Here is a 22,044-nt window from a genome sequence, read left to right on the forward strand (position 1 = left end):
CTTGCCCTGATCGGGTATTGAAGAATATCAAAAAACAGGAGGCTACATGATATGAAAACAGTATTGTATGTACCACTCGATGATCGTCCGGCGAATCTGGATGACGTAATTGTACAAGGGAAAGCAGCCGGTCTTCACATCGTTACACCCAACCTGAAGGATATCAAGAACCGTTTGGATACGAAGAAGACGACCGACGGCACAACGCTGCTGGGCACTTCGACGCCCATTTACGGGAATCCGTCCAACATCTATGATTTCATTGTCAAACATGCAGCGAAGGCAGACGGTTTCATTATTTCAACGGATATGCTCGCTTACGGTGGATTGATCGGCAGCCGTCAGCTTCGCGAAAACGGCGGCGGAACGTATCCGTCATATGACGAGCATACGACTCATTTGCTGGATGTCATTCGAATCATTAAAACGAAGTATCCGCGCAAACCGCTGTTTGTGATGGATACGATTATGCGACTGGCAACGACTTCGTTTGCAGATGGATTGGCACTGGATGCGTATAATGAATCTCGCTCTCTGATGCAACAACCACGCCAGACTTATACGGAATTTGAAGATATTATTCAAGGATATAACGTTTCTACAGATGGAGTAGAGTACGGGGGAACCACATATTTCGATAAACAGAAATACTACAATACAAGACAGCACAAGTTTAAAACGAACCGTTACATTCTGGATCAACTGGCTCGTACAGGATACATTGATTTCCTTGCCGTTGGTGTGGATGATGCGAATACACAAGGGGTTCAGATCAACGAGATCAAGTATGTCGAAGCGCGGATTAACGAATGGCTTGGCGGTACGGATGGACAGAACCCGGATCGTGCGATTATTTTGCCGGATGCCGATGGATTGGGACATGCTTTGGTCGCACGGATGGCGAATCAGCTGTTCAGAGGTGGGGCTAAAACAAAATATGGTGTGAAGTATTACGGGCCACACGGTTCGACGATCATCAATACCTATGAATATATGGATGTACACCAAAACGTGGTCCACCACGTCGATATCGTCGGCGGTGTTATGATTGAGGATGGGGCAGATTCCGCAGTGGATATGGAGATCATCGCCATTACAGCACTTGATCAGGTGCAGGAGGCGGTGGAGCGTTTGGCAACGAATGGGGAGCAGGGGTTGCCTTCGATCCTGATTGATTTTGTGGGCAAAGGGCCTGCGAACGTCGATGTGGCTGAAGTATTGCTCAATAGTCCATATACCGGACGTGTACTTGGATACAGTGCCTGGAATACACCGGGAAACAAAATTGGTCTTGCGGTTGGCATGGCACAATCCAGATTTGCGCTAATCACTACGGAAAAGCATAAACATAAGTTGCGGGATGCCATGAATGCACACGGCTCACTATTGTTCAAACGTTTCCTGAAGGACTACAGCTACAAAGCGGTAGCCATTGCCGATGTTCGCACCTATTCGCGTGCGCATGCCCTGTATACCAATGTGGCAACACTGGCGGATCAGAATATGGTGCTGTTTAACTCGGAAGAGGACTACGCTCATCTGCAAAGCTTGTTACGCGATCTCATGCAGACACACACCGCTGAACTGGCGAGCAAACCGGCTTTCGGGCAAGGTAATCCGGCCATCCGCCAAATCTGTGACGGGCAACTGACGTACGCCACGTATAACGGTGCACTTCTGGAATACAATAACCCTGATTTCATCTGGGGACGCGCGTTCGAAATTACGCTGAGCCCGCAGGTGAGGATGAATTAAAATCATGTTTTAGAATGACAGGAGAAATGGGCTGTAGTTTAAGTTGAGAACGAATAAAGCGAGCTACTCATGAACGGTAGCTCGCTTTCCTATTCTCAATTCCAAGCAACTATGATGACGAACATCATAGCTACGACAAAAGAAAGTATGAGAAATGATTTATTATTGTGACGCTTATGTGCGATCCATAACCCATAAGAAGACATGAGAGATGAGATAAAGAAAAATAGGTAGAACAACATTCCTTCTGGAGAAAATAGAAAAGCACTGCTTGTAAAGTTCCAAAATCCAGGAAGAATAGGGATAGAATATACGGGGACAATGGCTGCAAGTGTGAATAACAGCGTTTGTGTCCAAAGAAAGTACTTATTCATCAATTTCAATAGAAGAATGGATAAGAGAAATAATAGCAAGGTTACTGTGAAAAAAGAGGGGGCTGTCCACATGAGAAGTTGTCCCCAACCACTCATTTTTTCATCATAAAGTAGAAATAAACTCAAAGTATAAGCAACTACACCTGCCAAATAACTTGAGATGAACACCCAGATGTAAAATAGATCAGATTTCTTCATTTAATCGCCTCCATTCTAATAGAACACGATCACTTTATTAAGGGTATGTTTTTATCATGTAAATGTCTATCTTTATGAGAAAAAAATCACATAAGAAGTGTCGTCTTTTTACCTCCCAAGCTCCGCCCTTATTCGCGCACAAGTCAACCCAATCACCATCCGCGGTAGGGGAAAAAGGCTGTAAGATAGTATTATCGGATCAATTGCCGAGGGACACACCGAAAGCACATACGCTAATGTACAGACCAGCCAATACGGCTGGTCTTTTTGATGCGGTGAGATTGTCCCTGCATTTTGATCCGGTTTCTACTTGGAGTGTGGAAAAAGGGGGAGTCCCGAACTGCCACATGGTTGCTGTAACATGCGGGCAGTATTCATTTTTACGGCGGAAGGGGGCGAAATGAATGTGTCTATTAGCACACGTATTAAAAAGACGTTAAAGCAGAAGCTTGCGGCTCTTATACCTGCTTGGGAAGGCCGCGTGCAGGATATTCCCGCTTCGGGTGAAGTATTGTCAGGTCCATGCGCAGTTGTTGCTTTTGCCGAAGAAGTACCGAAGTCAGCTTGGGCAGGATACAGGCGAATCATCAAGATTTCACCGTATGCCCGATCGGAAGACGGGGGTGCAGAGCTGGTGGAGGTCTGGTCAGCATCGTTAATCGCGGGCTTGCATCAGGTGCGGCTGGAGGATGAGGAAGGTGGAGCTTTTACTTGCCTCTATCTGGGTTCTACGGACAGCGACCGTGCAGATGTTGCCTCAGGTTTGATCACACGTAGTTTGCGCTTTGGTGTGTACGTTCCTGAACCGCAAGGTGCCGCCGGGAATAGCCCTGTGATGGATGACCCTTGGCTTGTTGCACTGCAGCTTTGGACAGCGAACATGCTAGGATCGAACTGGTCTGTGTATGCCAATAGTTGGCCAGGTGGGTATAGGATGCCGTCTGTACTGTGGCGATTAAACGGGAACAGTACCGCGGTGGCGGGAACCTCGGCGCTTGAAGTACGCAAACAGTGGATCGGGCATGTTCTTACCGATGATACAATTCTGACGGATCAGGCGGCAAGTTATCTGGTCAAGCAATTGGCACTTCAATCGCGGATTCCAATGACTCCATCGGATAGTGAGGAAGCTGGAGCTAACACGATGGGCGAGAGTCACACACGTTATGTGACAGTAGATGAGGTAACAGCGGATTTGCAAGCCGATGCGTATCTGAATGGACAGATTCGTCTAACGTTAACACAGCGAATCCGTCGTCCGGTTACAAGTGCACCTCTTATGCGTGAGATCCACCATAACAAAGGAATCGAGTAAAAGTAAGCCCCAGAGAAGTTATCACTAAGGGATAGTTTCAGATCGTTTTATACCTTAGCTTATGTAGACTCATAGCTTTAGTAAGACTGCTTCTTCGTAGAAATTTTATAGATTACAGGATCAAAAATTCATAGGTGAGACGAGATCATTTGAACTTTGTTAGATCAACGAGGTGAGAGATACATGGCAAGCTTTTTGAAAAAAAAGTTACCGGTTCTCCCGCAGTATACGCGGGCTGAACTGATGAATCATTCGGAAGCCCTCTTTGCCGTGAAGGCAGAGGTGCTGGCTGGTGCGCTGCACGAAGCGGCGCACCAGACGTTTTCCATTGAAGAAGCACAGGCAAGAATCAACCAATTTTTGAAAGCGAAGGTGAATGAATAATGGCAGGTGGAACTTGGGAACAAACAAATCGTCCGGTCCTTCCGGGATTGTATATGAATTTTCAGGCGGCGGCGTCTTCGGCTATTCAGGCGGGCAGTCGTGGAACGGTCGTTGTGCCGGTCAAGGCTAACTGGGGTCCGGTGGACACGTTTGTGGAAGTAAGCAGTGAAACGGCAATTGAACGTACATTTGCGGCAAATGCACTGGATAACGGCACGGCCTATGCGTCTTTGAAGCTGGCTTTACTTGGCGGACCGAAGAAACTGCTCGCTTATCGGGTGGCAAGTTCGGTAGCGAAAGCAGCTACGCTGACGTTGAAAGACGGTGGTGGTGCGGATGTGCTCCAACTCGATGCAAAGTATCCAGGCGACCGTGCGAATGGCTTCTATGTAACGATTCAGCCAGGTGTGATCGACAATACGAAGTTTGAAGTGCGTTTGTTTGAAGGCAACCGCATGTTGTATGCGCTCTTGACTGCAGATGTTACTGCTGTAACTCTTGCCAAAGAGATCAATGCCGATGAGCAAAACCTGTGGATCACGGCTCAGGCGATTGGAGAAGGGACTGGGGAGGTTGCGAACGTATCGGGAGCGGCTTTCAAAGGCGGCGTAAGCGGCAATGATGCACTGACGAATGCAGAGTACATTACTTTGCAGGGCGCGCTGGAAGGCGAGCAGTTTGATGTGCTTGCCTTGGATCATGCGGCGGATGCAGCGTTGCTTGCGAGCTTTGCGGCGTGGGTCAAACGGGTTCGCAGTGAAGGCAAGCCGGTCATGGCTGTATTCGGTGGCTCCACAGCAGACGATACGTCCGCTTCGGCAGCTCAGAAGGCTGCAACGCGCTCCCTTACGCTGAACCATGAAGGTGTGATTAATGTGGGCACGGGCGTGCGTTTGGGCGATGCTTTCTATAGCTCCGCACAGACCTCGGCTTATGTTGCAGGTCTTATCGCCGGACAACGTCTGAACGAATCCACGACATATGCGGCAACACCGTTCGATGATGTTACACGCCGCTGGACACGCGCCGAACAGGAGCAGGCTGTACAGAATGGCGTATTTATTTTCTTCCACGATGGACGCCGGGTTAAAGCTCTCCGTGGCGTGAATACTCTGGTTACCCCTGCTGCCGGACAAAATAATGCGTGGAAAAAAATCCGGTCGATCCGGGTCATGGATGCGATTAATACAGATTTGCAGCGTTCCGCAGAAGATACGTATATCGGTAAAGTGAACAATACCGAAGAAGGTCGTCAGGCACTGATTGGTGCGATGAAGGCTTATTTGGCGTTGCTCGCACAGAGCAATGTTATCGAGGCCGAAGGGTATGATGTTGTTCTCGACCCGGCATATTACGGTGATGCACCCGTGCTGAAACCGGAGGCAGATCAGGTATTCCTGCAATGGAATGTGAAGCTGACGGACGTGATGGAGCAGTTGTTTGGTACGTTTTACGTGCAATAAGGTAAAAGGCTTGAAAGCAGGCTAACAGGCTAGTAGGTCATTTTGTGAAAAAAGTAGAAGGACATGTTGAGTGGTTGGTTTATACAAATAACGGAGAGGCCAGCGAAATTCTAGGGATACAGTGATTCGGAGGATTTCTGACGGTATCGTTATGATGTGTGAACAATAACCACTCAACCATAATAAGGAGGAAATATACATGTTGGATGCGTCAAGAGTAATTCTCGGTACCCACGGTCAATTGCATATGGATGGTGTGTGGCAGACCAATATTAACAAGCTGGAGGCCAGCGTAGAGATTGAGAAACGAGAGCTGAATCTGGTCGGCAACGAGTGGAAGGTTCACAAAAACGGTGCTAAAAAAGGTACAGGTACGATGACAGGTTACAAGGTTACGTCCGATATGATCAAGCGCGGCTTCACCAAATTTCAGATTATCTCCAAGCTGGATGATCCCGAGTCGTATGGACATGAAAGTGTACTGCTGAAAGGATGCATGGTAGATAAAATTCAGCTGGCGAACTGGACGGCAGGTGAGGAAGTGCCGGAAGAAACGGGCTTTACCTTTGAGGGATTCGAAATGCTGAATCCGATTGTAGCGAACTGATTTTTATGTAACGTTACTTCACAATAGGCAAGGGCACTGAAGCAGACCGGGAACCTCTCGGTCTTTTTGGTGTATTGAGATGATTATGAAATACACACGGAAGCACATCGAATTCAGAGAATACATGAGAAAAAGGAGATTTTAACCGATGAGTATGAATGAAAATTTGTCCGAAGAGCAGATTTTGGATCAGTTGTTTGAGGCGGCAGAACGTCTGCCAGAAGAAAATGTGCGTATCCAACGTCTGGATCTGCTACTCACCTTGCGTGGATTGACTTCTTCCAAAGTGGATCAGATTCGCGAACGCTGTACGATTCGCAAAACGACAAAAGGTCGCACCGAGGAAAAGGTGGATACCGAGACGTTTAATGCCCTGCTGATCTCCGAGGCTACGGTGAAAATGAGTGTACGCGGACTGGAACTGTCCGGCTGGGGAGATAACCGCATCACAGGACGTATGAAGTTGTCAGGTGGAGAGCAGGCGGTGCGCCGTATGTTGCTGGCTGGTGAACTGGATGCGGTTGGTGACAAAGTGCTCGAACTATCCGGCTTCGGCGTGGAGATTGAAGACCTAAAAAACTGATTCACTCCGGCGGGATGACCACGTTCCTGTATCACATGTGGGTGCGCCATCATCTCCGTCCCGGAGAGTTCTGGTCTTTGCCGCGCGGGGAGCGCTCGCTTTTGCTTGCGTTCTCGGAAGAAGAGATGGCGGCCATATCCGCTCAAATGAATCGTTAATTGAAAAGGTCAGGAGGTGAAACAAATGGCAGAAATGATTGTAGGTCTATCCAAGTCCAATGCGGAAATGCGGACAACCCTTCGTTACCTGGATCAGATTCAGCGCTCAACGGAACGTCTGGGCAGAGTACGCTATCAGAGTCTGATTAAGGTGAACAATGAGCTGAGAACGACTGGGCGAAGGTTGGAGCATATTTATAGTATGGCTGTGCGAATCAGCAGGTTGCGTATTACACCGACGATTGGGTTGATTGATAAGCTGAGTCCAGCACTGGATCGCGCATTGGCGAAACTGAACAGTTTCAGGGACCAGATGGTTATGGCTTCGGGGACTGTGTCAGTGGAGGTTCGACAGAAGATTGAAGTGGCGATGGGGAAGACGAACCCGGCGGGTGGGCCTTCGTTGGCACTGAACATTGGGAGCAATAATAATACGGTCAATAATCCTGCCAAGGAAGAAGAACCTAAAAAGTGGTGGGAAAAGTGGCTTGAAGGAATTCAAGCATTCAATGATGTGAAAGATGCAGCGTTTAATGTAGGGGATATTATTGGTTTATTTAAAAAGAAAAAAGAAGAAAATCCTGCACCAGACCCGACCAGAAGCCCTGCTTCTAAATGCTGCTGTTGCACAGGTGGAAAGATTGGCAAGAACCGCAGAGTTCGTACACCGAATACGGATGGAAGCGGAGGCCCTGATCGGGGCAGACGAGGCTACCGAAGTGGTAGAAGATCAGGAAATGGACCAAATCCAGGCCCAAGACCAAATCCGGTACCGAGGCCACCTGTACCTGATCCGCCTAATCCTCCACCTGATCGAAATAGAAATGGAAGAAGAGGACGAAGAGTTAGAGGTATGGGTGGCTTAGGTTTTGTCGACTCTGGTTCACTCGGATCATTAACCGATATGCTGGCAGGTAGTGGGTTGATGGACAGCTTGAGTGGAGGATTCGCCAAAGGAGCCAAAAGGTTGCTAGGACCCATCAGCATGCTTGCAGATGTGGCGAATGTAGCGACAGCACCCCCAGAAGAACGTGGTCGAGCAGTAGGTTCCATGATTGGCGGCACAGCAGGTACTGCGATTGGCAGCGCCATCGGTAGCGTTCTTTTGCCTGGCATCGGGACCTGGGTTGGTGGTGCTGTTGGTGGTTGGGCTGGTGGTGAAGTGGGAGGCTGGATTGGAGATAAGGCGAAGGATATCGGTAGCTTTGTATCCAATGCATCAGAAGGTTTAGGCAACGCGTTATCTGGTGCTGCTGACTTCGTCTCTGAGAAAGCAAAGAGTCTCACTGAGGGATTTTCTAATTTCTTCGGTTTTGGATCGAAAAAAGAAGAACAGACTACTCCGCCTGCAACCGTTGCTTCAACCCCTTCTGTACCTGCAGCACCGCAAATGCCGCCAGCGTACAGGCCAGAATTTTTATCGATCACCGGACCCGAAGCCTATATGAACAATCGATTGGGCTCACCGACAGCTACGGGTTTGATTGGAACAAGTATGATGCAATCTCAAGCGATGGCGTTAAATCAAACGGGACAGCAGAGCGGTAAAGCATCGCCACTCACAGTAAGTATCTCCGAAGAACAGATGAGCAGTCTGGCAAGTTACCTTAAGGATTTCAAAACGGAAACGACCAACCAGATCTCGGTGAATGTAGCGCCGGGAACGGTACAGGTGACGGTCCGCGAGAACGCAATTGATTACGATGCTGTGACTCAACAGGTAGGGCAACGGATCTCGAACGAGCTCCGCCGGGCGATGCAAAATCGCAAAACGATTATGGCCTAAGCAGAAAGGAGGCCGCAGATATGTCTACACTTAAAGATGAAGTTGGTACTAACGAAATGTCGTTCACGTTGAAGGATGGCAGTACTTCGTTTGTATTCCCGGTGAATCCGGAAGAAGTCAACATTTCCAGATCAAAAGGATACGAGACGATTAATATGCTGGAGCATGGCGAGTTTGACTTTGCACAAGGGGAGAAGGTGAAGGAGATCACCTTCTCTTCTTTTTTTCCAAAAGAGTATGATAAATCCTATTGTACGGTGACGGACATTCCTGATCCACGCGTGGCGATGAATGTGTTGAACACTTTCCTCATCTCCAAGAAACCACTGCGTTTCATCATCTCCGGAACCGGAGTGAATGTACCCGTGTTTCTGATTTCACTCAACTCGAGTTTTCGCGGCGGGGAGCCTGGAGATATATATTTCGATTTGACGCTGCGAACGTGGCGGGATTCGAAAGTGGAGAAGGTGGGTTCGGGTGCTGCTGGTAGCAAGTCTGGTTCACGTACCGATCTGAAAAAAAATAGCAAGACGTATACCGTCAAAGCCGGGGATTCCCTGTCTAAAATAGCCAAGCTTGAGCTCGGAAATAGTTCCAAATGGAACGAGATTTACAAGCTCAACACCAAGATTATCGGCAGTGATCCGAACCGGATCAAGCCGGGGCAAAAGCTGGTGATGCCATGACCTACAAGGTCATTGTCGATGACAAGTACGATATCACCAAGCTTGTCGAAACGATTACGCTGAAGGACTCGCTTGATCAGATTGCCTATCAGGCGAACATCCGGCTGGCGGTGTCTGCTTCTTCAGGTCTACCTGCGATTTCACCGGGCATGGCGGTACGGATCAGCGGGGTTCCTTTTGGCGAAAAATCAATGGTCTATCTTCTCCATCCAGCGGTCATTTGGGAAGCGGAAAGCTCCAATAGCGGTACCAAGCGTTTGTCCCTCACGGTCTACGACCGAATGATTTATCTCGAAAAATCGGAGGACGAATTCCTGTTTCCCAAGGATCAGACGGCAGTACAACGGCTCAAAGCTTACGCTAAGGAATGGAAAATTCCTCTGGCTACGTTGCCAGAGATCAAGACCAAGCTGGGTAAGGCGGTGTATAGGTCACAGACGATTTTTTCGATGATATTTGCTGATCTGAAAGAAACAGCCAAATCCGGGGGAGACATGTACCACCCACGGATGATGCCTGGCGGGTTGCAGTTGTTCAAGGTAGGTAGCAACACGAAGGTGCACGCGCTGGATCGGCTAATCGATCTGACGCAGATGCGGACACTCGAAGGCGCAGTCACGAAAGTAAAGGTGATGGCAGCGTCTGAGTCCGGCGGTAGCGGTAAAGAGGTGCCTTCCAAAGTGTTAGCGATTGAGCAGAGTGATACAGAGCAGCTGGGTACATTGCAAAAACTGGTCGAGGACGATCAGGTAAAAACAGCCGCCGCCGCAAAAAAACTGGCGAAAAGCAAGCTGACAGGCATACAGGAGACGTTTACGATCTCGGCCCCGGATATCAACACGATTCGCGCAGGAGATGCGGTTACGTTGAAAGGTCTAAAGCTGATCGTCATGTCGGTCAGCCGGGATCTGTCAGCCGGGCCGGGCACGATGACGCTGGAGCTGGGCACGGCGGAGCTGGTGAAAAGGAGGTTTTACCTTGAATAAAGAAGATCCGTACGGGCAGTTTGCCGATGTAATGCGGGGAGCGATGAGCACACATTCCCGTCAGGCGGTGAGCGGTCTGGGCGCAGTGCTTGGTACGATCACGGCGTCCGGTGTGAAGCTGGACGACTTCAAGCACGAAGTGCAGGACTATCTCGTGGCCGAGCTGCCGGGCACGCTGAAGTTGCCGGAGCGCGAAATAACTGGAGCGATTTCCGGGATATCTGACGTGGCGGGCGGCGGCACGACGGGCACGGGACGGTTTCTTTTGCAAAAAGAGGAAGTGGAAGAAGCGGTCTGGTCTTTGGGCAAAGGGTTGAAAGCCGGGGATCGCGTGCTGGCGATGCGGGTGAATAGCGGGAACGATATTGTGGTGCTGTGTAAGGTGGTGAGTGCGAATGCCTAGTTTGTTTCCAGAAACGGGTATGGTCTGGGGAGATGAAGAGGACCTGTCGGGTGCGGCTTCAGAAGAAGTACGTTTTGGGCGAAGCTGGCGCTATGATTATGATGCTGGTGATTTTGTGCTGACTCCCAGTGGCAAGGTGGCTACAGCAGACGCGCATGAAGCGTGGGTGCAGTGGTGTATCAAAGCGGTGAAAACTCCGCGGTACAGACATGTGATCTACTCTCGGGACTACGGTTCGGAGCTGGAGGATCTGATCGGTCAGGGGGATAGCCGCGGTGTGATGGAAAGTGAGATTGCCCGGATGGTGACAGAAACGTTGCTCGCTGATCCGCGTACGGATGCGGTGGGCCAGTTTACATTTGATTGGGACCGGGAGCAGTGCGGGTTTACGTGCCGGGTGATGAGTGTGCAGGATGAGATGTTTATTCTGGAAAGTGAGGTGATCTGACGGGATGGCTGAGATTCCTCGTTATTTGGAGGGCCAGACGGAGGAACAGATTATGCAGCGTATGCTGGATCGTCTGCCCGCGGATCTGGACAAGTCGGAAGGTTCGTTTTTGTGGGATGCGGAGGCTCCGGTAGCTTTTATGCTGTCAGAGGCGGCACTTTGGGCGCAGGAGTTACTGCGGCGCGGATTTGCCAGTACGGCGGCGAGCCGTGATCCGAATTTTCGTTCGGAGGAGCTGGATTTGCGGGCGGGGGAACATGGCATTACGCGCCGGGCGGCGGTGGCGGCACAGGGCACCGTGAAATTTACGGGTGAGCCGGGGAAAGTCGTGCCAGCAGGTACGGTTGTAGCTACGCTCGCAGATGAGGTGTCCGGTGAAGCGTCGCTGGAATATGAAACGGTGGGCCGTGTGGAACTGGATGAAGATGGTGTTGGGAGTGTAGGGGTACGTGCGCTTGTTGCTGGAAAAGAGAGCAATGTACCCGCAGGCACGTTAACCGTGCTGTCTACACCGGTAAGCGGCGTGACGTCTGTGGTGAACACGGACGTCATCAAGGGCGGTGCGGACATCGAAGCGGATACCGCGCTGCTGGAGCGCTTTTATGCCAAAGTCCGCAACCAGGGTACAAGCGGCAACAAGGCACAGTACGTGCAATGGGCCAGTGAAGTGCCGGGCGTCGGAGCGACGCGGGTGATCCCGCTATGGCAGGGGCCGGGCACCGTTGGGCTGTATCTGCTCGATACGGACAAGCGTGCTGCGGGCACCGATCTGGTGGCATCAGTGCAAAAGTACGTTGACCCCACGCAAGATGGACAAGGTGAGGGCGTTGCTCCGGCTGGACCTGTGGTGACGGTGATGCCGGCAGAGGAAGTGCCGATGAACATTCAGGTGAAGCTGACTTTGGCAAGTGATGCCACGCTGGCGGATGTCCGTGCATTAATCGAACGCGGGGTGACCGCGTATTTGAAACAGCTTGCTTTTGCCGATCCCCTCGTACGCTACACTCGCATTGCCGCAATTCTGCTGGACATCCCGCCGATTATCGACTATTCGGAGCTTACCGTGAACGGTGTAAGCGACCAGAATATCGAGATGACCACCAGCCAAGTGGCTGTGCTGGGGACGGTGGATGTATATGAGTAGTCTGGGGATTGAGGTAAAGGATGCGATTCAGAAAGTGAATGGGGAAGAACAGCCGAGTGAGTGGCTCCCCACAGATGTGAAAAGAAAGGAGGACACAGGACATGAGTGCTCCTTCTGTTGTACATGCTGGACTTACGAGTGAGAAAGGGCAGGAGCTCTTCTCGTATTTGCCTCAGTATTATGAAACTTCGCGTGTGATGCAGGCCGATATGCAGGCCAAAGGCACCGAAATCGATCTGCTGTATCAGGCGCTGAACGAGACGCTGGAGCAGTTTTTTGTCCGTACGGCAACATGGGGTCTGGACTTCTGGGAGCAGGAGCTTGGCATTGAGACGGATCGTCTCAAACCTGTGGAGCAGCGGCGTGCTGTGGTGGAGTCGAAACTGCGCGGAGCAGGTAAGTTTTCGGGCAGGCAGGTTAGCAATGTGGCCGAAGCCTATGCTGGTGGCAAGGTGGACGTTACATTCCAGCCGGAAGCATGGAGTTTTACGGTGAGTTTTGTGGATAAATATGGATTACCCCCTAATTTGGATGATCTGAAGGCAGTAATTGAAGATATCAAACCGGCTCATATGACCGTCGAGTACCGTTTGCGGTATCTGACCATTGCCGAGGTTGAAAGCATGACCCTGAGTGAGATAGAGCAGATACGGCAGGATAAATTAGCAGGAGGTGGAGCGTAATGAGTGAACCAAAGACACCTAATTTAGGGTTGAATAAAATCGATCGTTCCTCGCCATCAACAACCTACTTTGATCTGGACAAATATCTGGATCAGAACTGGGAGAAGATTGATGAGTTTGCAGAGCAGATAGAGGGGAATTTAGAAGAACAAGCTGTACAAGTGAGTGGTGTACGGGAGCGGTTGGATACAGAGGAACGTGCATCTATCACGCTACTGCCTGGCGTAAATGTAGTCAATGCTAATCAGGAGGCGACGTTTAATCTTTCGAGCATTAAGGGGAGAACATTGGTTAATTTGCTGGGGCGTGCTGGAGGTTGTGAACAAGCAAGCTTAGTAAACTCCTATCAATCTACAATAACGGCTGATACATCTAACAAAGTACAAGGAAATCAATCTTTGAAAATTACGACAACGGCAATGCCAGCAGGAGCATTATCGATATCCCCTATTAATTTAAAATCAGGTAAGTACTATATTGTTATCCTCTCGGCAAAGCTGATATCTGGAGAATTGATAGGTATGTACTTAAACGAGCTTAACCCGAACAAAGGGATGGTTACTTCAAGTAATAGTAAAAGATTCAGCACTTTATGGGGAGCATATAGCATTTCTACCGATATTAGCACTTTTTTTGTTAGTCAAGTTGTTGGAGCTTCTGGAAGTTCCGGGTACATTGATGCGATTCGACTTTATGAGATTAGTGCCTCGGAGTATGTTGCACTCGAAAATATGACGGAGGAGCAGATTGAACGTAAATACCCTTACGTTGATAGTGTTCAACCAGTTTTGAATCCGTATGCCATTCGCTATGGACAAAACCTATTACCGCCATTTTATGAGTGGAGTGAAACAGCAATAGCAGGCCCAAGTGAGATCGAGGCACCCTACCAACTGAAAATGACAAAGGCAAGCGGTACGGTAGGTTTTAGTAATTTCATTTGTACTGTAAACGTGGCTCCCTCTACGGAATATACGTTTTCAACTACTGTAGACGTGACTAACTTTGGTGGCAATGGAGTAGCTGGAGTTTATTGGAATGGATGGTACTACGATGATGATAATAATGCCATAACGTCATTTAATAAGCCTCCCTATGCAAAGGCAAACGGGAAGTTCACATTAGGGAATAGCTTTAAAACCCCTGATAACGCGAAGAGTGTACGTATTGTTATCGGTTTTGATAGCGAGACGACAGGAACTGCAATTTTTAAGAATCCGTGTTTAAACTTAGGTACGTCAGCAATGACCTTTAAACCACGTGAAGACTCTTTTCTCGCACTGCAAACTGAACTACACGCCAATCCAGATACGGGAGAAAAACCTGATAGCGTTTTTGAGCGTGATGGTCAGTATTATAAATTGGCGAAGTGGCGTAAGGTTACGTTGGGTACTGACATCAATTTTTCTTTGTGGGGGGGACAGAATGGTTTTAAGGTTGTTAATGCAATGCTTCCGGGACCACCAGCCGTTGACGGATCAGGTATGCTGACGAAGTATCAAGGTAAAGTGATCAAAGAGACAGATTACGTTACTGTAAACAGCGCATCGGATAATCTAAATATCGGTTCATCTGGAGCTAACGGGGTATTCGATAATTTTCAGATTTCTATTTCAAGCGCGGATAGTGGGTGGGGAGACAGCTATACTAACCTGACCTCTGATGAAATTAAGGCTTATTTCATGGGATATTTTATGTATACAGCTGGACAAGACCCGAATAACAATGGAGCCGGGTATAATGGGTCTGGAACTAAGGTATGGACACCATTACTATCCAAGAATTCACAAAATTTTTTTACGACAGTGCCAACAGTTCCAGCGCCAAACTGGACCTCATATCAACTTCTATACCAACTAGCTAAACCATTCGTTGAGCCGATCACGTCTGAGGGGCAATTGATGTTTATTGACGGAGATAATCAGGTTGAGGTAGGTACTGGGATTGTACTGCGTGAGAATGCGCCCGTAATCAAAAATCCGCCAGTAGCCGTGGCAATGGCTGATGCAGCACTGCCATCAAAATTCAAGGTTAAAAAGTTTATTAGAGCATACAAAAATGGACTATATGATCCTATGTGGTACGCGAGTAACCTCGGCCCTTATGGTTTGGAGAAAGCGCGTCTTGACTGGCCCAACTTTGATCCGTCAGCAGCCTACAGCGTCACATACCTGATGTTAGACAAGTATCCGAGTGTGGATATTACTGGTACGTACGCAAAGAATGAAAAGGCTCTGCTACTGGATACCGTCAAAACGTTGCAAGAAAACACTACACGCATAGCCGTTTTGGAGTCGAAAAAGGCCGAAAAGGATTCTCCTGCATGGATATCGCCGACATTGCTTAACGGGTGGGCAAACTATTCAACAAATGATTATCCTGTTGTCGGATATGTAAAAGATTCGTCAGGAAATGTGTTAATACGTGGAATGATTAATGGGGGTTCAATTTCAGCGGGTGTGTCTTTGTTTACCCTACCTGTTGGATACAGACCAACAAAGAATATTATGTACACGGTGGCATGCTCTGATGGTAATACGCCAAGTGTCGCTCTATTAGCTATTGCTCCAAATGGTATAGTATCTCTAAATAGAGTAAGCAAAAATAATTTTGTGAATTTGTTTCTACCAAGATTCCCAGCCGAACAATAAAGGAGGTTTACCATGAAAGCCGTACCTAAAGTAAATACAGAAGGCCTTTATATCGAGGACGAATTAGTGGACGATGCCTTTAGTGGTGTCGTCCCTTTTTATGCCGAGCCTGAGCCTGTGATGTTTGATCCCGATCAGGCCGAACAGGTATCAACGCCAGACAAGGATGAGGAAGAAGCGGAACAGAAAATTGCCGGGTATCTGGTCGGCGTGCCTGTTCCTGCTGGCCTATTTCACCCGCGTTTTGACTTGGTAGCATGGGAAGCATACCAGGACAATGTGCAAGAAGTACCACAGGAAAGTTTGCCTGAGCTGTGGGTGGAAGGGCTGAGCAAGGAAGTAATTGAAGAATTGACTAAGCCGCAGCCAGAAGAAGCGTCCGAACTGGACATTCTAAAACAGCGTCTTGCAGAATCAGAAGCGGAGAACAAGCGTTTAGCTGAGGAAAGTAACGCCAATCAACTGGCCTTAATGGAATTACACATGCTTGTACTTAGTGTGGTGCCGCCAAATGAGGGATAAGTTTGAAGGTTTTCGATCCACTAGCCTGTGATGTTTATAAGGAGAGGTGAGACTATGTTAGCTGTATACGTAATGATGATTAATAAAAAATTGATTGAGCTACACCAAGTTCCAGAGAGTAGTCGAAGTCAGGTGGCTGTACTACTGGAATCAGCCAATACAGACGATTAAGGATAAGATAAGTCGTTTTAATGAATACAAAACAAAAGGAGGTGAAGCCATGGAACGATGGGACACCCTATGGAAATGGGGGATTGCGCTGATGAGCAGCTCGGCATCCTATTTCTTTGGAGGCTGGTCAGGAGTGCTCGGCGTATTGCTTGTCTTTGTCATCTTCGACTACCTGACAGGTATCGCGGCGGCGGGAATGACAGGCAAGCTTGAGAGTAATATTGGACTGTTTGGCATCGCACGAAAGGTATTTATATTTGCAATGGTATCGGTGGCTCATCTGGTGGACGGTGTTCTGGGAGACGGACATTTGTTCAGGGATGCGGTTGCCTTTTTTTATATCGCAAATGAGTTGTTGTCCATTATTGAAAACGGGGGCAAACTGGGCGCTCCGATCCCGCCTGTCATTCGACAGGCGATTCAAGTGCTCAAAGGAAAGGCAGGGGAAGAGGTGTTATCTTCTCCATTGCCACATCCCCCTCCGTCGTCGGACCATTCCGAAGGCGAAAATGATCATCCTCCAGAAAATGAACAATCCAAAGTAAAAGCCGCGGATCAAGAGAATAAAAGCACAGCGTAACAATAAGAAAAGCACCTATTACGGGTGCTTTCGCTTTCTTTGCTTTCAGTCGTCACTCTGTATTTGTTTTGCCTACAGATTATTGGTTCAACTTAATAATTAAGATCGTAGTAGTATTTGAGCTGTCCCAAATAGGAATTTTCTTTCATAAGGCTAGCTCGGTATTCTGGGTCATACATCGTACAACAAGGGACACGCACACAAGCAATCCTTAACCCGTCCGCATTAACTATATACAAACGGCAACTAGCCGAATAAAGGGTGTGAGAAATTTGCAAAATAGAACCCCGGGCAACACGCAGGGCATTGATGTATCCAGGTATCAGGGTAATATCGACTGGGCCAAGGTGAAGACAAGCGGCATGACGTTTGTGTTTATCAAAGCAACCGAAGGGCGAACATATATCGATCCGAATTTTCAGCAAAATGTAAACGGTGCGCTTACGGCGGGCATGATAGTGGGAACCTATCATTTCTTCCGCGGAACGACTGTGGAGATTGCGAAGGCAGAAGCGGCACATTATGCCAATACGCTGAACCAGATCGGAGGAGCCAAGGCGCTACAGTTGCCACCGGTTATGGATTACGAGAATAACCCCGGCAATTTGAGCAAAGCCCAGATGAATACGGTAGCCAAAGCCTTTTTAACAGAATTGCAACGTCTCACAGGTGTAAAACCGATCATATATACAGGCAATTCATTTGCTAGCAATTTCGATGCTTCTTTGGGCTCCTACGATCTGTGGGTTGCGCGTTACAGCACGACACGTGTACCGGATGCTCAGCCGGCATGGAAGCGCTGGACGTTCTGGCAGTATACGGATTCAGGTAAGGTAAATGGCATTAGCGGCAATGTGGATATGAATGAATTCGAGGGAACAGCGGCGCAACTTAGAGCGAGATATGCGGCGGCTACGCCAAACCCAAATCCTACGAATCCAACGGAGCCAACCAATCCGACTAATCCTGGTAACCCGTCGAACCCGACTACACCATCGAATCCGAATCCGCCAACTGTACCACCGAAAGGGGGCGAACCGATGACAGCCGAAGAGAAAGCTGCGTTAGATGCACTGAAAGCGCAGGTTGACCGTTTGCAAGCACGTCAGCAGATGGAAGTCCCTGTCTGGGCGAAAGCTGCTGTAGATGCCGCTCTGGCCTATGATACCAAAAATCCGTTGTTTAGCATCGATAACGGTGCAAGCTACGACTTCTATCGTTTTATTACCGTGATGCACCGCAGGGGTTTGTTTAAAAAGTGAATCAAATCAGGTTATAAGCAAGACTGAATATTTACACAACAATGGTTATTCCGTTATCAGGTGCTTAGTGTAAGCTTCTATAGTTTTACTTCAATAGAACAGATTAGACTGTGGAGGAAAAGCAGGGAACATGAGCTATTTTGTCGAGCTATGTTCCTTTTTTGTACATAATGTCACTAATTCTGACGAGTGTAATAAACTTAAAAACGTATGTCTGTAAAGTTCTTGTCTAATTGGTAAATGTGATGTAAAGTAAGTTACACGAAAATGTTTTTCACCACGATTTAATACACAAACCTCCTCATCATGACAAAACCATAACATGAAAAGTTATTGTAGTGTCGATCTGTTCTATCCTTTTTTCTACCCGTAAATGGATCAAATTGATCTTACACCTCATGAAGACAAACTCACGGAACGAACGTCCCAAAGCTAATGCTGTGATCTATTCTTTTCCCTATTCTAGGGTAAGTTTGTTGATCCGAATTGACCTTGGTTCAAATACATGAATTGCACGCTGGTGATCCGTTGATCCAGGCTTTTCAATGCTTCTACATCTATGGTATCCTCTCGCTCTGTTAATTTAACTCGTTTCCAAATTCTCAACACTTCAACACAGGTATCGCAGGCATATAAAGCCTTTAATTGATGATACAAAAATTACAACTAGGGATTATCTGATGACTAGCTATTTGTTGAACGATTCATTTACACAAAAACGGAGAGGACAGAAAAAACTGGAAAAGTGAAGCGCTCGCCTTTATCACCGGATTTTATCTGAGGACAAAGAGGATCAAAAAAATCTGGGGATAACAGCGATTGAAAGTTGTTCTGTCATCGGAGTGCCTGTGTAAATCAATTTTAGTTCAAATTAAATAGCATCGCATCGCCACCACATCATCGCACGCACGGCCAGAGGTACCGTTTTTCGGTCGCAATCATCACACACATTATGAGACAGGGAAGGGTGTTGTACGTATGCGAATGAGAAAAAAATGGATGTCCGGTTTACTGACTTTGGCACTGAGTACCGTACTTGTGTTATCTGGTTGCTCCAGCAGCAAAGATGGCGGGGAAGGAACGCCGGCACCTGCTGAAGGTAATGAACCTCCAACAGAAGCAGCCGCCCAGGATACGATGATTATGGGACGCGGCGGAGATTCGGTTGCGCTTGACCCTTCGATCGTAACGGATGGGGAATCCCTCAAGATCGGGCATCAGGTGTTTGATTCGCTCCTCGATTACAAAGAGGGCGGAACCGAAGTGGTTCCGGCGCTGGCTGAGAGCTGGGAAATTTCCGCGGACGGGCTAAAGTATGTATTTAAGCTGAAATCCGGGGTGAAGTTCCATGATGGAACTGACTTTAACGCGGATGCCGTAGTGTTTAATTTTAATCGCTGGAGCGATCCGGCAAGTGAATATAAATTCGAAGGTGATTCCTTCGACTATTATGATTCCATGTTTGGGCCAGATGGCGCGCGTGTGATCAAAGAAGTGAAGGCACTCGATGAATCGACAGTGGAGTTTACCCTGAACCAGCCACAAGCTCCTTTCCTGCAAAATATTGCGATGACTCCGTTTGGCATTGGCAGTCCGGCTGCCATTCAGGAGAAGAAAGAAAACTTCAAGAGTGAGCCTGTCGGCACCGGCCCATTTGTATTCAAAGAGTGGAAACGGAACGACTCCATCACGCTGGAGAAAAATGCAGACTACTGGAGGGAAGGATTTCCGAAGCTGAACAAGGTAATTGTGCGCTCCATTCCGGATAACACGGCTCGTTTCAATGCATTGCAAAATGGCGAGATCGATATTATGGAAGACCTGAATCCGGATGATCTGAGCATTCTGGAAGGCAATAGCGAGCTACAGAAGATTGAACGTCCGCCGTTCAACGTGGCATATATCGGGTTTAATTTTAAGAAAAAACCGTTTGATAACGTGAAAGTCAGACAAGCCCTGAACCATGCCGTGAACAAACAGGCCATTATTGACGCGTTCTTTGCTGGACAGGCAGAGCCTGCGGTTAACCCGATGCCACCTACTCTATGGGGTTACAATGATGAGATCGAAGATTACGCGTATGATCTGGAAAAAGCAAAAGCGTTGCTGGCCGAAGCCGGCTTCCCTGACGGATTGCCAGATCCGGTAACATTTTATGCCATGCCTGTATCCCGTCCGTACATGCCAGATGGCAAGAAGGTAGCTGAAGCAATTCAGGCGGATTTTGAGAAAATTGGTGTCAAAACAACCATCGAATCTCCGGAGTGGGCAACCTATCTGGAAGATTCCAAAGCCGGGGAGAAGGATGATCTCTATATGCTCGGCTGGACAGGGGATAACGGTGACCCAGATAACTTCCTGTATACACTTTTGGACAAAGACGCCATTCCAGGCAACAACCGTAGCTACTATGTAAATGAAGAGTTGCATTCCTTACTCACCAAAGCACAAACGGAGACGGATCAGGATAAACGTGCCGAGCTTTACAAACAGGCTCAGGTCATCATCAAGGAAGACGCTCCTTGGATTCCACTTGTGCATACCACACCGATTCTTGCCGGGAAAGCCAGCCTGAAGGGTTTTGTAACCTCTCCGCTGGGAACGGAATCGTATGTGGGGGCTTATTTTGAATAAAACTTTCGAGTGAAAATAAATGAAACGCAAGTGTTAAACCAAGTTATGCGCTGGCGGACATGCAATGCTTATTAGATTCTACATCCGGGTCGTGACGAGCCAAAGCATACGTGTTCGCCAGCGCTATTTCTTTGATTTTGCCAAAGTTGAAATCATGCAGATGAACCCTTTAGGGCAGGTGATCTGGAAGTGAACAGCTATATTGTCAAACGTGTGCTGGTACTGCTGCCCGTTTTGCTGGGCATGACGTTGATCGTTTTTTCCATCATCCATGCAATACCCGGTGATCCGGCCGAGACGATTCTGGGGCAAAAAGCAACGGAACAATCCAAGCAGGCTCTCCGGGATCAGCTCGGACTGGACAAACCCTGGTTCCAGCAATATTTCGCCTATCTAGGCGACTTGCTGAAAGGGGATCTGGGCACATCTATTCGCACCAAGGTGCCTATTGCCCAGGAAATCGTGCCTTATCTGACAGCGACACTCGAACTTACGATGGCAAGTATGTTGTTTGCTGTCATTATTGGTGTGAATGCAGGGATTGTCAGTGCTTGGAAGCACAACTCCTGGTTTGATTACTGTTGCATGGTGATTGCGCTTGTAGGGGTATCCATTCCGATTTTTTGGCTAGGGTTGATGGAGCAATGGCTGTTTGCTAACAAACTGCAATGGCTACCGTCCATTGGACGAATGAATGCACGTGATCCGGTGGATGCGATTACAGGTTTGTATGTGCTGGACACGATGCTTGCAGGACGCTGGGACCAGCTGTGGACGGTGACCAAACATCTGATTCTGCCAAGTGTAGCACTGGGGACCATTCCGATGGCTGTGATTGCGCGCATGACACGTTCCAGCATGCTGGAAGTGATGAGTTCCGATTATATTCGTACCGCCAAGGCGAAAGGATTGGGGCCGTTTTTTGTCGTATACGGGCACGCGCTGAAGAATGCATTTATCCCCGTGCTGACTGTTATCGGCATTCAAACGGGGTCTCTGCTGGGTGGCGCTGTGCTGACGGAAACGATTTTTGCCTGGCCGGGTGTAGGGCGTTACATATATGAAGCGATTAGTTCACGGGACTATCCTGTGATTCAGAGCGGAATCCTGATCGTAGCTTTCTTTTTTGTATTGATTAATCTGATCGTAGATTTGCTCTATGCGGTGTTTGACCCAAGAATCAGTTACAAGTAGGAGGGACAGGATAGCAGAGCAAAGCATCCTACGATACAACGATAAAGTCCCGATGGC

Annotated in this window: 22 protein-coding genes; 21 read left to right on the top strand and 1 reads right to left on the bottom strand. The window is 48.3% G+C overall.

The genetic code is table 11. From position 1 onward, the window contains the following. Positions 1-51: 51 nt before the first annotated feature. The gene (locus MHI38_RS22545; RefSeq protein WP_154890792.1) at positions 52-1,755 is read left to right on the top strand and encodes a DUF4127 family protein; all 1,704 of its coding nucleotides are present in this window, start codon (positions 52-54) and stop codon (positions 1,753-1,755) included. A gap of 95 nt (positions 1,756-1,850) precedes the next feature. On the opposite strand, the gene MHI38_RS22550 is transcribed toward MHI38_RS22545, so the two are convergent. After that, positions 1,851-2,327: a hypothetical protein gene (locus MHI38_RS22550; RefSeq protein WP_090918349.1), complete on the bottom strand. Its 477-nt coding sequence runs from the start codon at positions 2,325-2,327 to the stop codon at positions 1,851-1,853. 406 nt (positions 2,328-2,733) lie between these two features. Between MHI38_RS22550 and MHI38_RS22555 the strand changes: the two genes are divergently transcribed. The 20 genes from MHI38_RS22555 to MHI38_RS22650 all read left to right on the top strand — a co-directional run bounded on the left by MHI38_RS22555 (position 2,734) and on the right by MHI38_RS22650 (position 21,987). Then, a complete protein-coding gene (locus tag MHI38_RS22555) occupies positions 2,734-3,642 on the top strand; it encodes a hypothetical protein (protein WP_154890793.1) in 909 nt (302 codons plus the stop codon). Positions 3,643-3,825: 183 nt separating this feature from the next. Then, positions 3,826-4,026 (top strand): hypothetical protein, encoded by a 201-nt coding sequence (locus MHI38_RS22560; RefSeq protein WP_090918345.1) that lies wholly within the window; start codon positions 3,826-3,828, stop codon positions 4,024-4,026. Beyond that, the gene (locus MHI38_RS22565; RefSeq protein WP_341181713.1) at positions 4,026-5,489 is read left to right on the top strand and encodes a phage tail sheath subtilisin-like domain-containing protein; all 1,464 of its coding nucleotides are present in this window, start codon (positions 4,026-4,028) and stop codon (positions 5,487-5,489) included. Before MHI38_RS22560 ends, MHI38_RS22565 begins: the two co-directional genes overlap by 1 nt. Before the next feature lie 199 nt (positions 5,490-5,688). Next, positions 5,689-6,096, top strand: coding sequence for a phage tail tube protein (locus tag MHI38_RS22570; protein ID WP_154890795.1), 408 nt, complete (start codon positions 5,689-5,691; stop codon positions 6,094-6,096). Positions 6,097-6,244: 148 nt separating this feature from the next. After that, positions 6,245-6,679 carry a phage tail assembly chaperone gene (locus MHI38_RS22575; RefSeq protein WP_090918338.1) on the top strand — a complete coding sequence of 145 codons (435 nt, stop codon included), beginning with the start codon at positions 6,245-6,247 and terminating at the stop codon, positions 6,677-6,679. Between the two features lie 14 nt (positions 6,680-6,693). Continuing rightward, positions 6,694-6,837, top strand: coding sequence for a hypothetical protein (locus tag MHI38_RS22580; protein WP_186811683.1), 144 nt, complete (start codon positions 6,694-6,696; stop codon positions 6,835-6,837). A gap of 25 nt (positions 6,838-6,862) precedes the next feature. Then, positions 6,863-8,623, top strand: a complete 1,761-nt coding sequence (locus tag MHI38_RS22585) for a hypothetical protein (RefSeq protein ID WP_154890796.1) — start codon at positions 6,863-6,865, stop codon at positions 8,621-8,623. Positions 8,624-8,679: 56 nt separating this feature from the next. Next, positions 8,680-9,309 carry a LysM peptidoglycan-binding domain-containing protein gene (locus tag MHI38_RS22590; protein ID WP_154890943.1) on the top strand — a complete coding sequence of 210 codons (630 nt, stop codon included), beginning with the start codon at positions 8,680-8,682 and terminating at the stop codon, positions 9,307-9,309. After that, positions 9,306-10,295: an XkdQ/YqbQ family protein gene (locus MHI38_RS22595; protein ID WP_154890797.1), complete on the top strand. Its 990-nt coding sequence runs from the start codon at positions 9,306-9,308 to the stop codon at positions 10,293-10,295. Before MHI38_RS22590 ends, MHI38_RS22595 begins: the two co-directional genes overlap by 4 nt. Then, positions 10,288-10,698, top strand: coding sequence for a hypothetical protein (locus MHI38_RS22600; protein ID WP_154890798.1), 411 nt, complete (start codon positions 10,288-10,290; stop codon positions 10,696-10,698). Before MHI38_RS22595 ends, MHI38_RS22600 begins: the two co-directional genes overlap by 8 nt. Next, positions 10,691-11,146, top strand: a complete 456-nt coding sequence (locus tag MHI38_RS22605) for a contractile injection system sheath initiator (RefSeq protein ID WP_154890799.1) — start codon at positions 10,691-10,693, stop codon at positions 11,144-11,146. Before MHI38_RS22600 ends, MHI38_RS22605 begins: the two co-directional genes overlap by 8 nt. Before the next feature lie 4 nt (positions 11,147-11,150). Next, entirely contained in the window at positions 11,151-12,290 is a 1,140-nt protein-coding gene (locus tag MHI38_RS22610; RefSeq protein WP_154890800.1) for a baseplate J/gp47 family protein, read from the top strand. A gap of 101 nt (positions 12,291-12,391) precedes the next feature. Further along, on the top strand, positions 12,392-12,973 hold the full coding sequence (locus MHI38_RS22615; RefSeq protein WP_154890801.1) for a putative phage tail protein: 582 nt from the start codon (positions 12,392-12,394) through the stop codon (positions 12,971-12,973). Further along, the gene (locus MHI38_RS22620; protein WP_154890802.1) at positions 12,973-15,624 is read left to right on the top strand and encodes a hypothetical protein; all 2,652 of its coding nucleotides are present in this window, start codon (positions 12,973-12,975) and stop codon (positions 15,622-15,624) included. The genes MHI38_RS22615 and MHI38_RS22620 overlap by 1 nt, the downstream gene beginning before the upstream one ends. Before the next feature lie 12 nt (positions 15,625-15,636). Beyond that, positions 15,637-16,146, top strand: a complete 510-nt coding sequence (locus tag MHI38_RS22625) for a hypothetical protein (RefSeq protein ID WP_186809744.1) — start codon at positions 15,637-15,639, stop codon at positions 16,144-16,146. Between the two features lie 220 nt (positions 16,147-16,366). After that, positions 16,367-16,897: a phage holin family protein gene (locus MHI38_RS22630; RefSeq protein ID WP_261769366.1), complete on the top strand. Its 531-nt coding sequence runs from the start codon at positions 16,367-16,369 to the stop codon at positions 16,895-16,897. A gap of 272 nt (positions 16,898-17,169) precedes the next feature. Continuing rightward, on the top strand, positions 17,170-18,159 hold the full coding sequence (locus tag MHI38_RS22635; protein ID WP_154890803.1) for a GH25 family lysozyme: 990 nt from the start codon (positions 17,170-17,172) through the stop codon (positions 18,157-18,159). A 984-nt stretch (positions 18,160-19,143) separates the two neighbouring features. Next, entirely contained in the window at positions 19,144-20,793 is a 1,650-nt protein-coding gene (locus MHI38_RS22640) for an ABC transporter substrate-binding protein (RefSeq protein ID WP_308722554.1), read from the top strand. 64 nt (positions 20,794-20,857) lie between these two features. Further along, a complete protein-coding gene (locus MHI38_RS22645; protein WP_261769367.1) occupies positions 20,858-20,986 on the top strand; it encodes a hypothetical protein in 129 nt (42 codons plus the stop codon). Continuing rightward, positions 20,983-21,987, top strand: coding sequence for an ABC transporter permease (locus MHI38_RS22650; RefSeq protein WP_341181714.1), 1,005 nt, complete (start codon positions 20,983-20,985; stop codon positions 21,985-21,987). Before MHI38_RS22645 ends, MHI38_RS22650 begins: the two co-directional genes overlap by 4 nt. The last annotated feature ends 57 nt before the right edge of the window (positions 21,988-22,044 follow it).

Origin of the sequence: Paenibacillus sp. FSL K6-1558, from assembly GCF_038002565.1 — a bacterium.
Taxonomy (GTDB): domain Bacteria; phylum Bacillota; class Bacilli; order Paenibacillales; family Paenibacillaceae; genus Paenibacillus; species Paenibacillus polysaccharolyticus.

What these genes read in the sequence shown, in the direction of transcription:
- MHI38_RS22545 (WP_154890792.1), top strand. Translation starts at nt 52, where the DNA reads ATGAAAACAGTATTGTATGTACCACTCGATGATCGTCCGGCGAATCTG.
- MHI38_RS22550 (WP_090918349.1), bottom strand. Translation starts at nt 2,327, where the DNA reads ATGAAGAAATCTGATCTATTTTACATCTGGGTGTTCATCTCAAGTTAT.
- MHI38_RS22560 (WP_090918345.1), top strand. Translation starts at nt 3,826, where the DNA reads ATGGCAAGCTTTTTGAAAAAAAAGTTACCGGTTCTCCCGCAGTATACG.
- MHI38_RS22565 (WP_341181713.1), top strand. Translation starts at nt 4,026, where the DNA reads ATGGCAGGTGGAACTTGGGAACAAACAAATCGTCCGGTCCTTCCGGGA.
- MHI38_RS22570 (WP_154890795.1), top strand. Translation starts at nt 5,689, where the DNA reads ATGTTGGATGCGTCAAGAGTAATTCTCGGTACCCACGGTCAATTGCAT.
- MHI38_RS22575 (WP_090918338.1), top strand. Translation starts at nt 6,245, where the DNA reads ATGAGTATGAATGAAAATTTGTCCGAAGAGCAGATTTTGGATCAGTTG.
- MHI38_RS22580 (WP_186811683.1), top strand. Translation starts at nt 6,694, where the DNA reads ATGACCACGTTCCTGTATCACATGTGGGTGCGCCATCATCTCCGTCCC.
- MHI38_RS22585 (WP_154890796.1), top strand. Translation starts at nt 6,863, where the DNA reads ATGGCAGAAATGATTGTAGGTCTATCCAAGTCCAATGCGGAAATGCGG.
- MHI38_RS22590 (WP_154890943.1), top strand. Translation starts at nt 8,680, where the DNA reads ATGTCGTTCACGTTGAAGGATGGCAGTACTTCGTTTGTATTCCCGGTG.
- MHI38_RS22595 (WP_154890797.1), top strand. Translation starts at nt 9,306, where the DNA reads ATGACCTACAAGGTCATTGTCGATGACAAGTACGATATCACCAAGCTT.
- MHI38_RS22605 (WP_154890799.1), top strand. Translation starts at nt 10,691, where the DNA reads ATGCCTAGTTTGTTTCCAGAAACGGGTATGGTCTGGGGAGATGAAGAG.
- MHI38_RS22610 (WP_154890800.1), top strand. Translation starts at nt 11,151, where the DNA reads ATGGCTGAGATTCCTCGTTATTTGGAGGGCCAGACGGAGGAACAGATT.
- MHI38_RS22615 (WP_154890801.1), top strand. Translation starts at nt 12,392, where the DNA reads ATGAGTGCTCCTTCTGTTGTACATGCTGGACTTACGAGTGAGAAAGGG.
- MHI38_RS22620 (WP_154890802.1), top strand. Translation starts at nt 12,973, where the DNA reads ATGAGTGAACCAAAGACACCTAATTTAGGGTTGAATAAAATCGATCGT.
- MHI38_RS22625 (WP_186809744.1), top strand. Translation starts at nt 15,637, where the DNA reads ATGAAAGCCGTACCTAAAGTAAATACAGAAGGCCTTTATATCGAGGAC.
- MHI38_RS22630 (WP_261769366.1), top strand. Translation starts at nt 16,367, where the DNA reads ATGGAACGATGGGACACCCTATGGAAATGGGGGATTGCGCTGATGAGC.
- MHI38_RS22640 (WP_308722554.1), top strand. Translation starts at nt 19,144, where the DNA reads ATGAGAAAAAAATGGATGTCCGGTTTACTGACTTTGGCACTGAGTACC.
- MHI38_RS22645 (WP_261769367.1), top strand. Translation starts at nt 20,858, where the DNA reads ATGCTTATTAGATTCTACATCCGGGTCGTGACGAGCCAAAGCATACGT.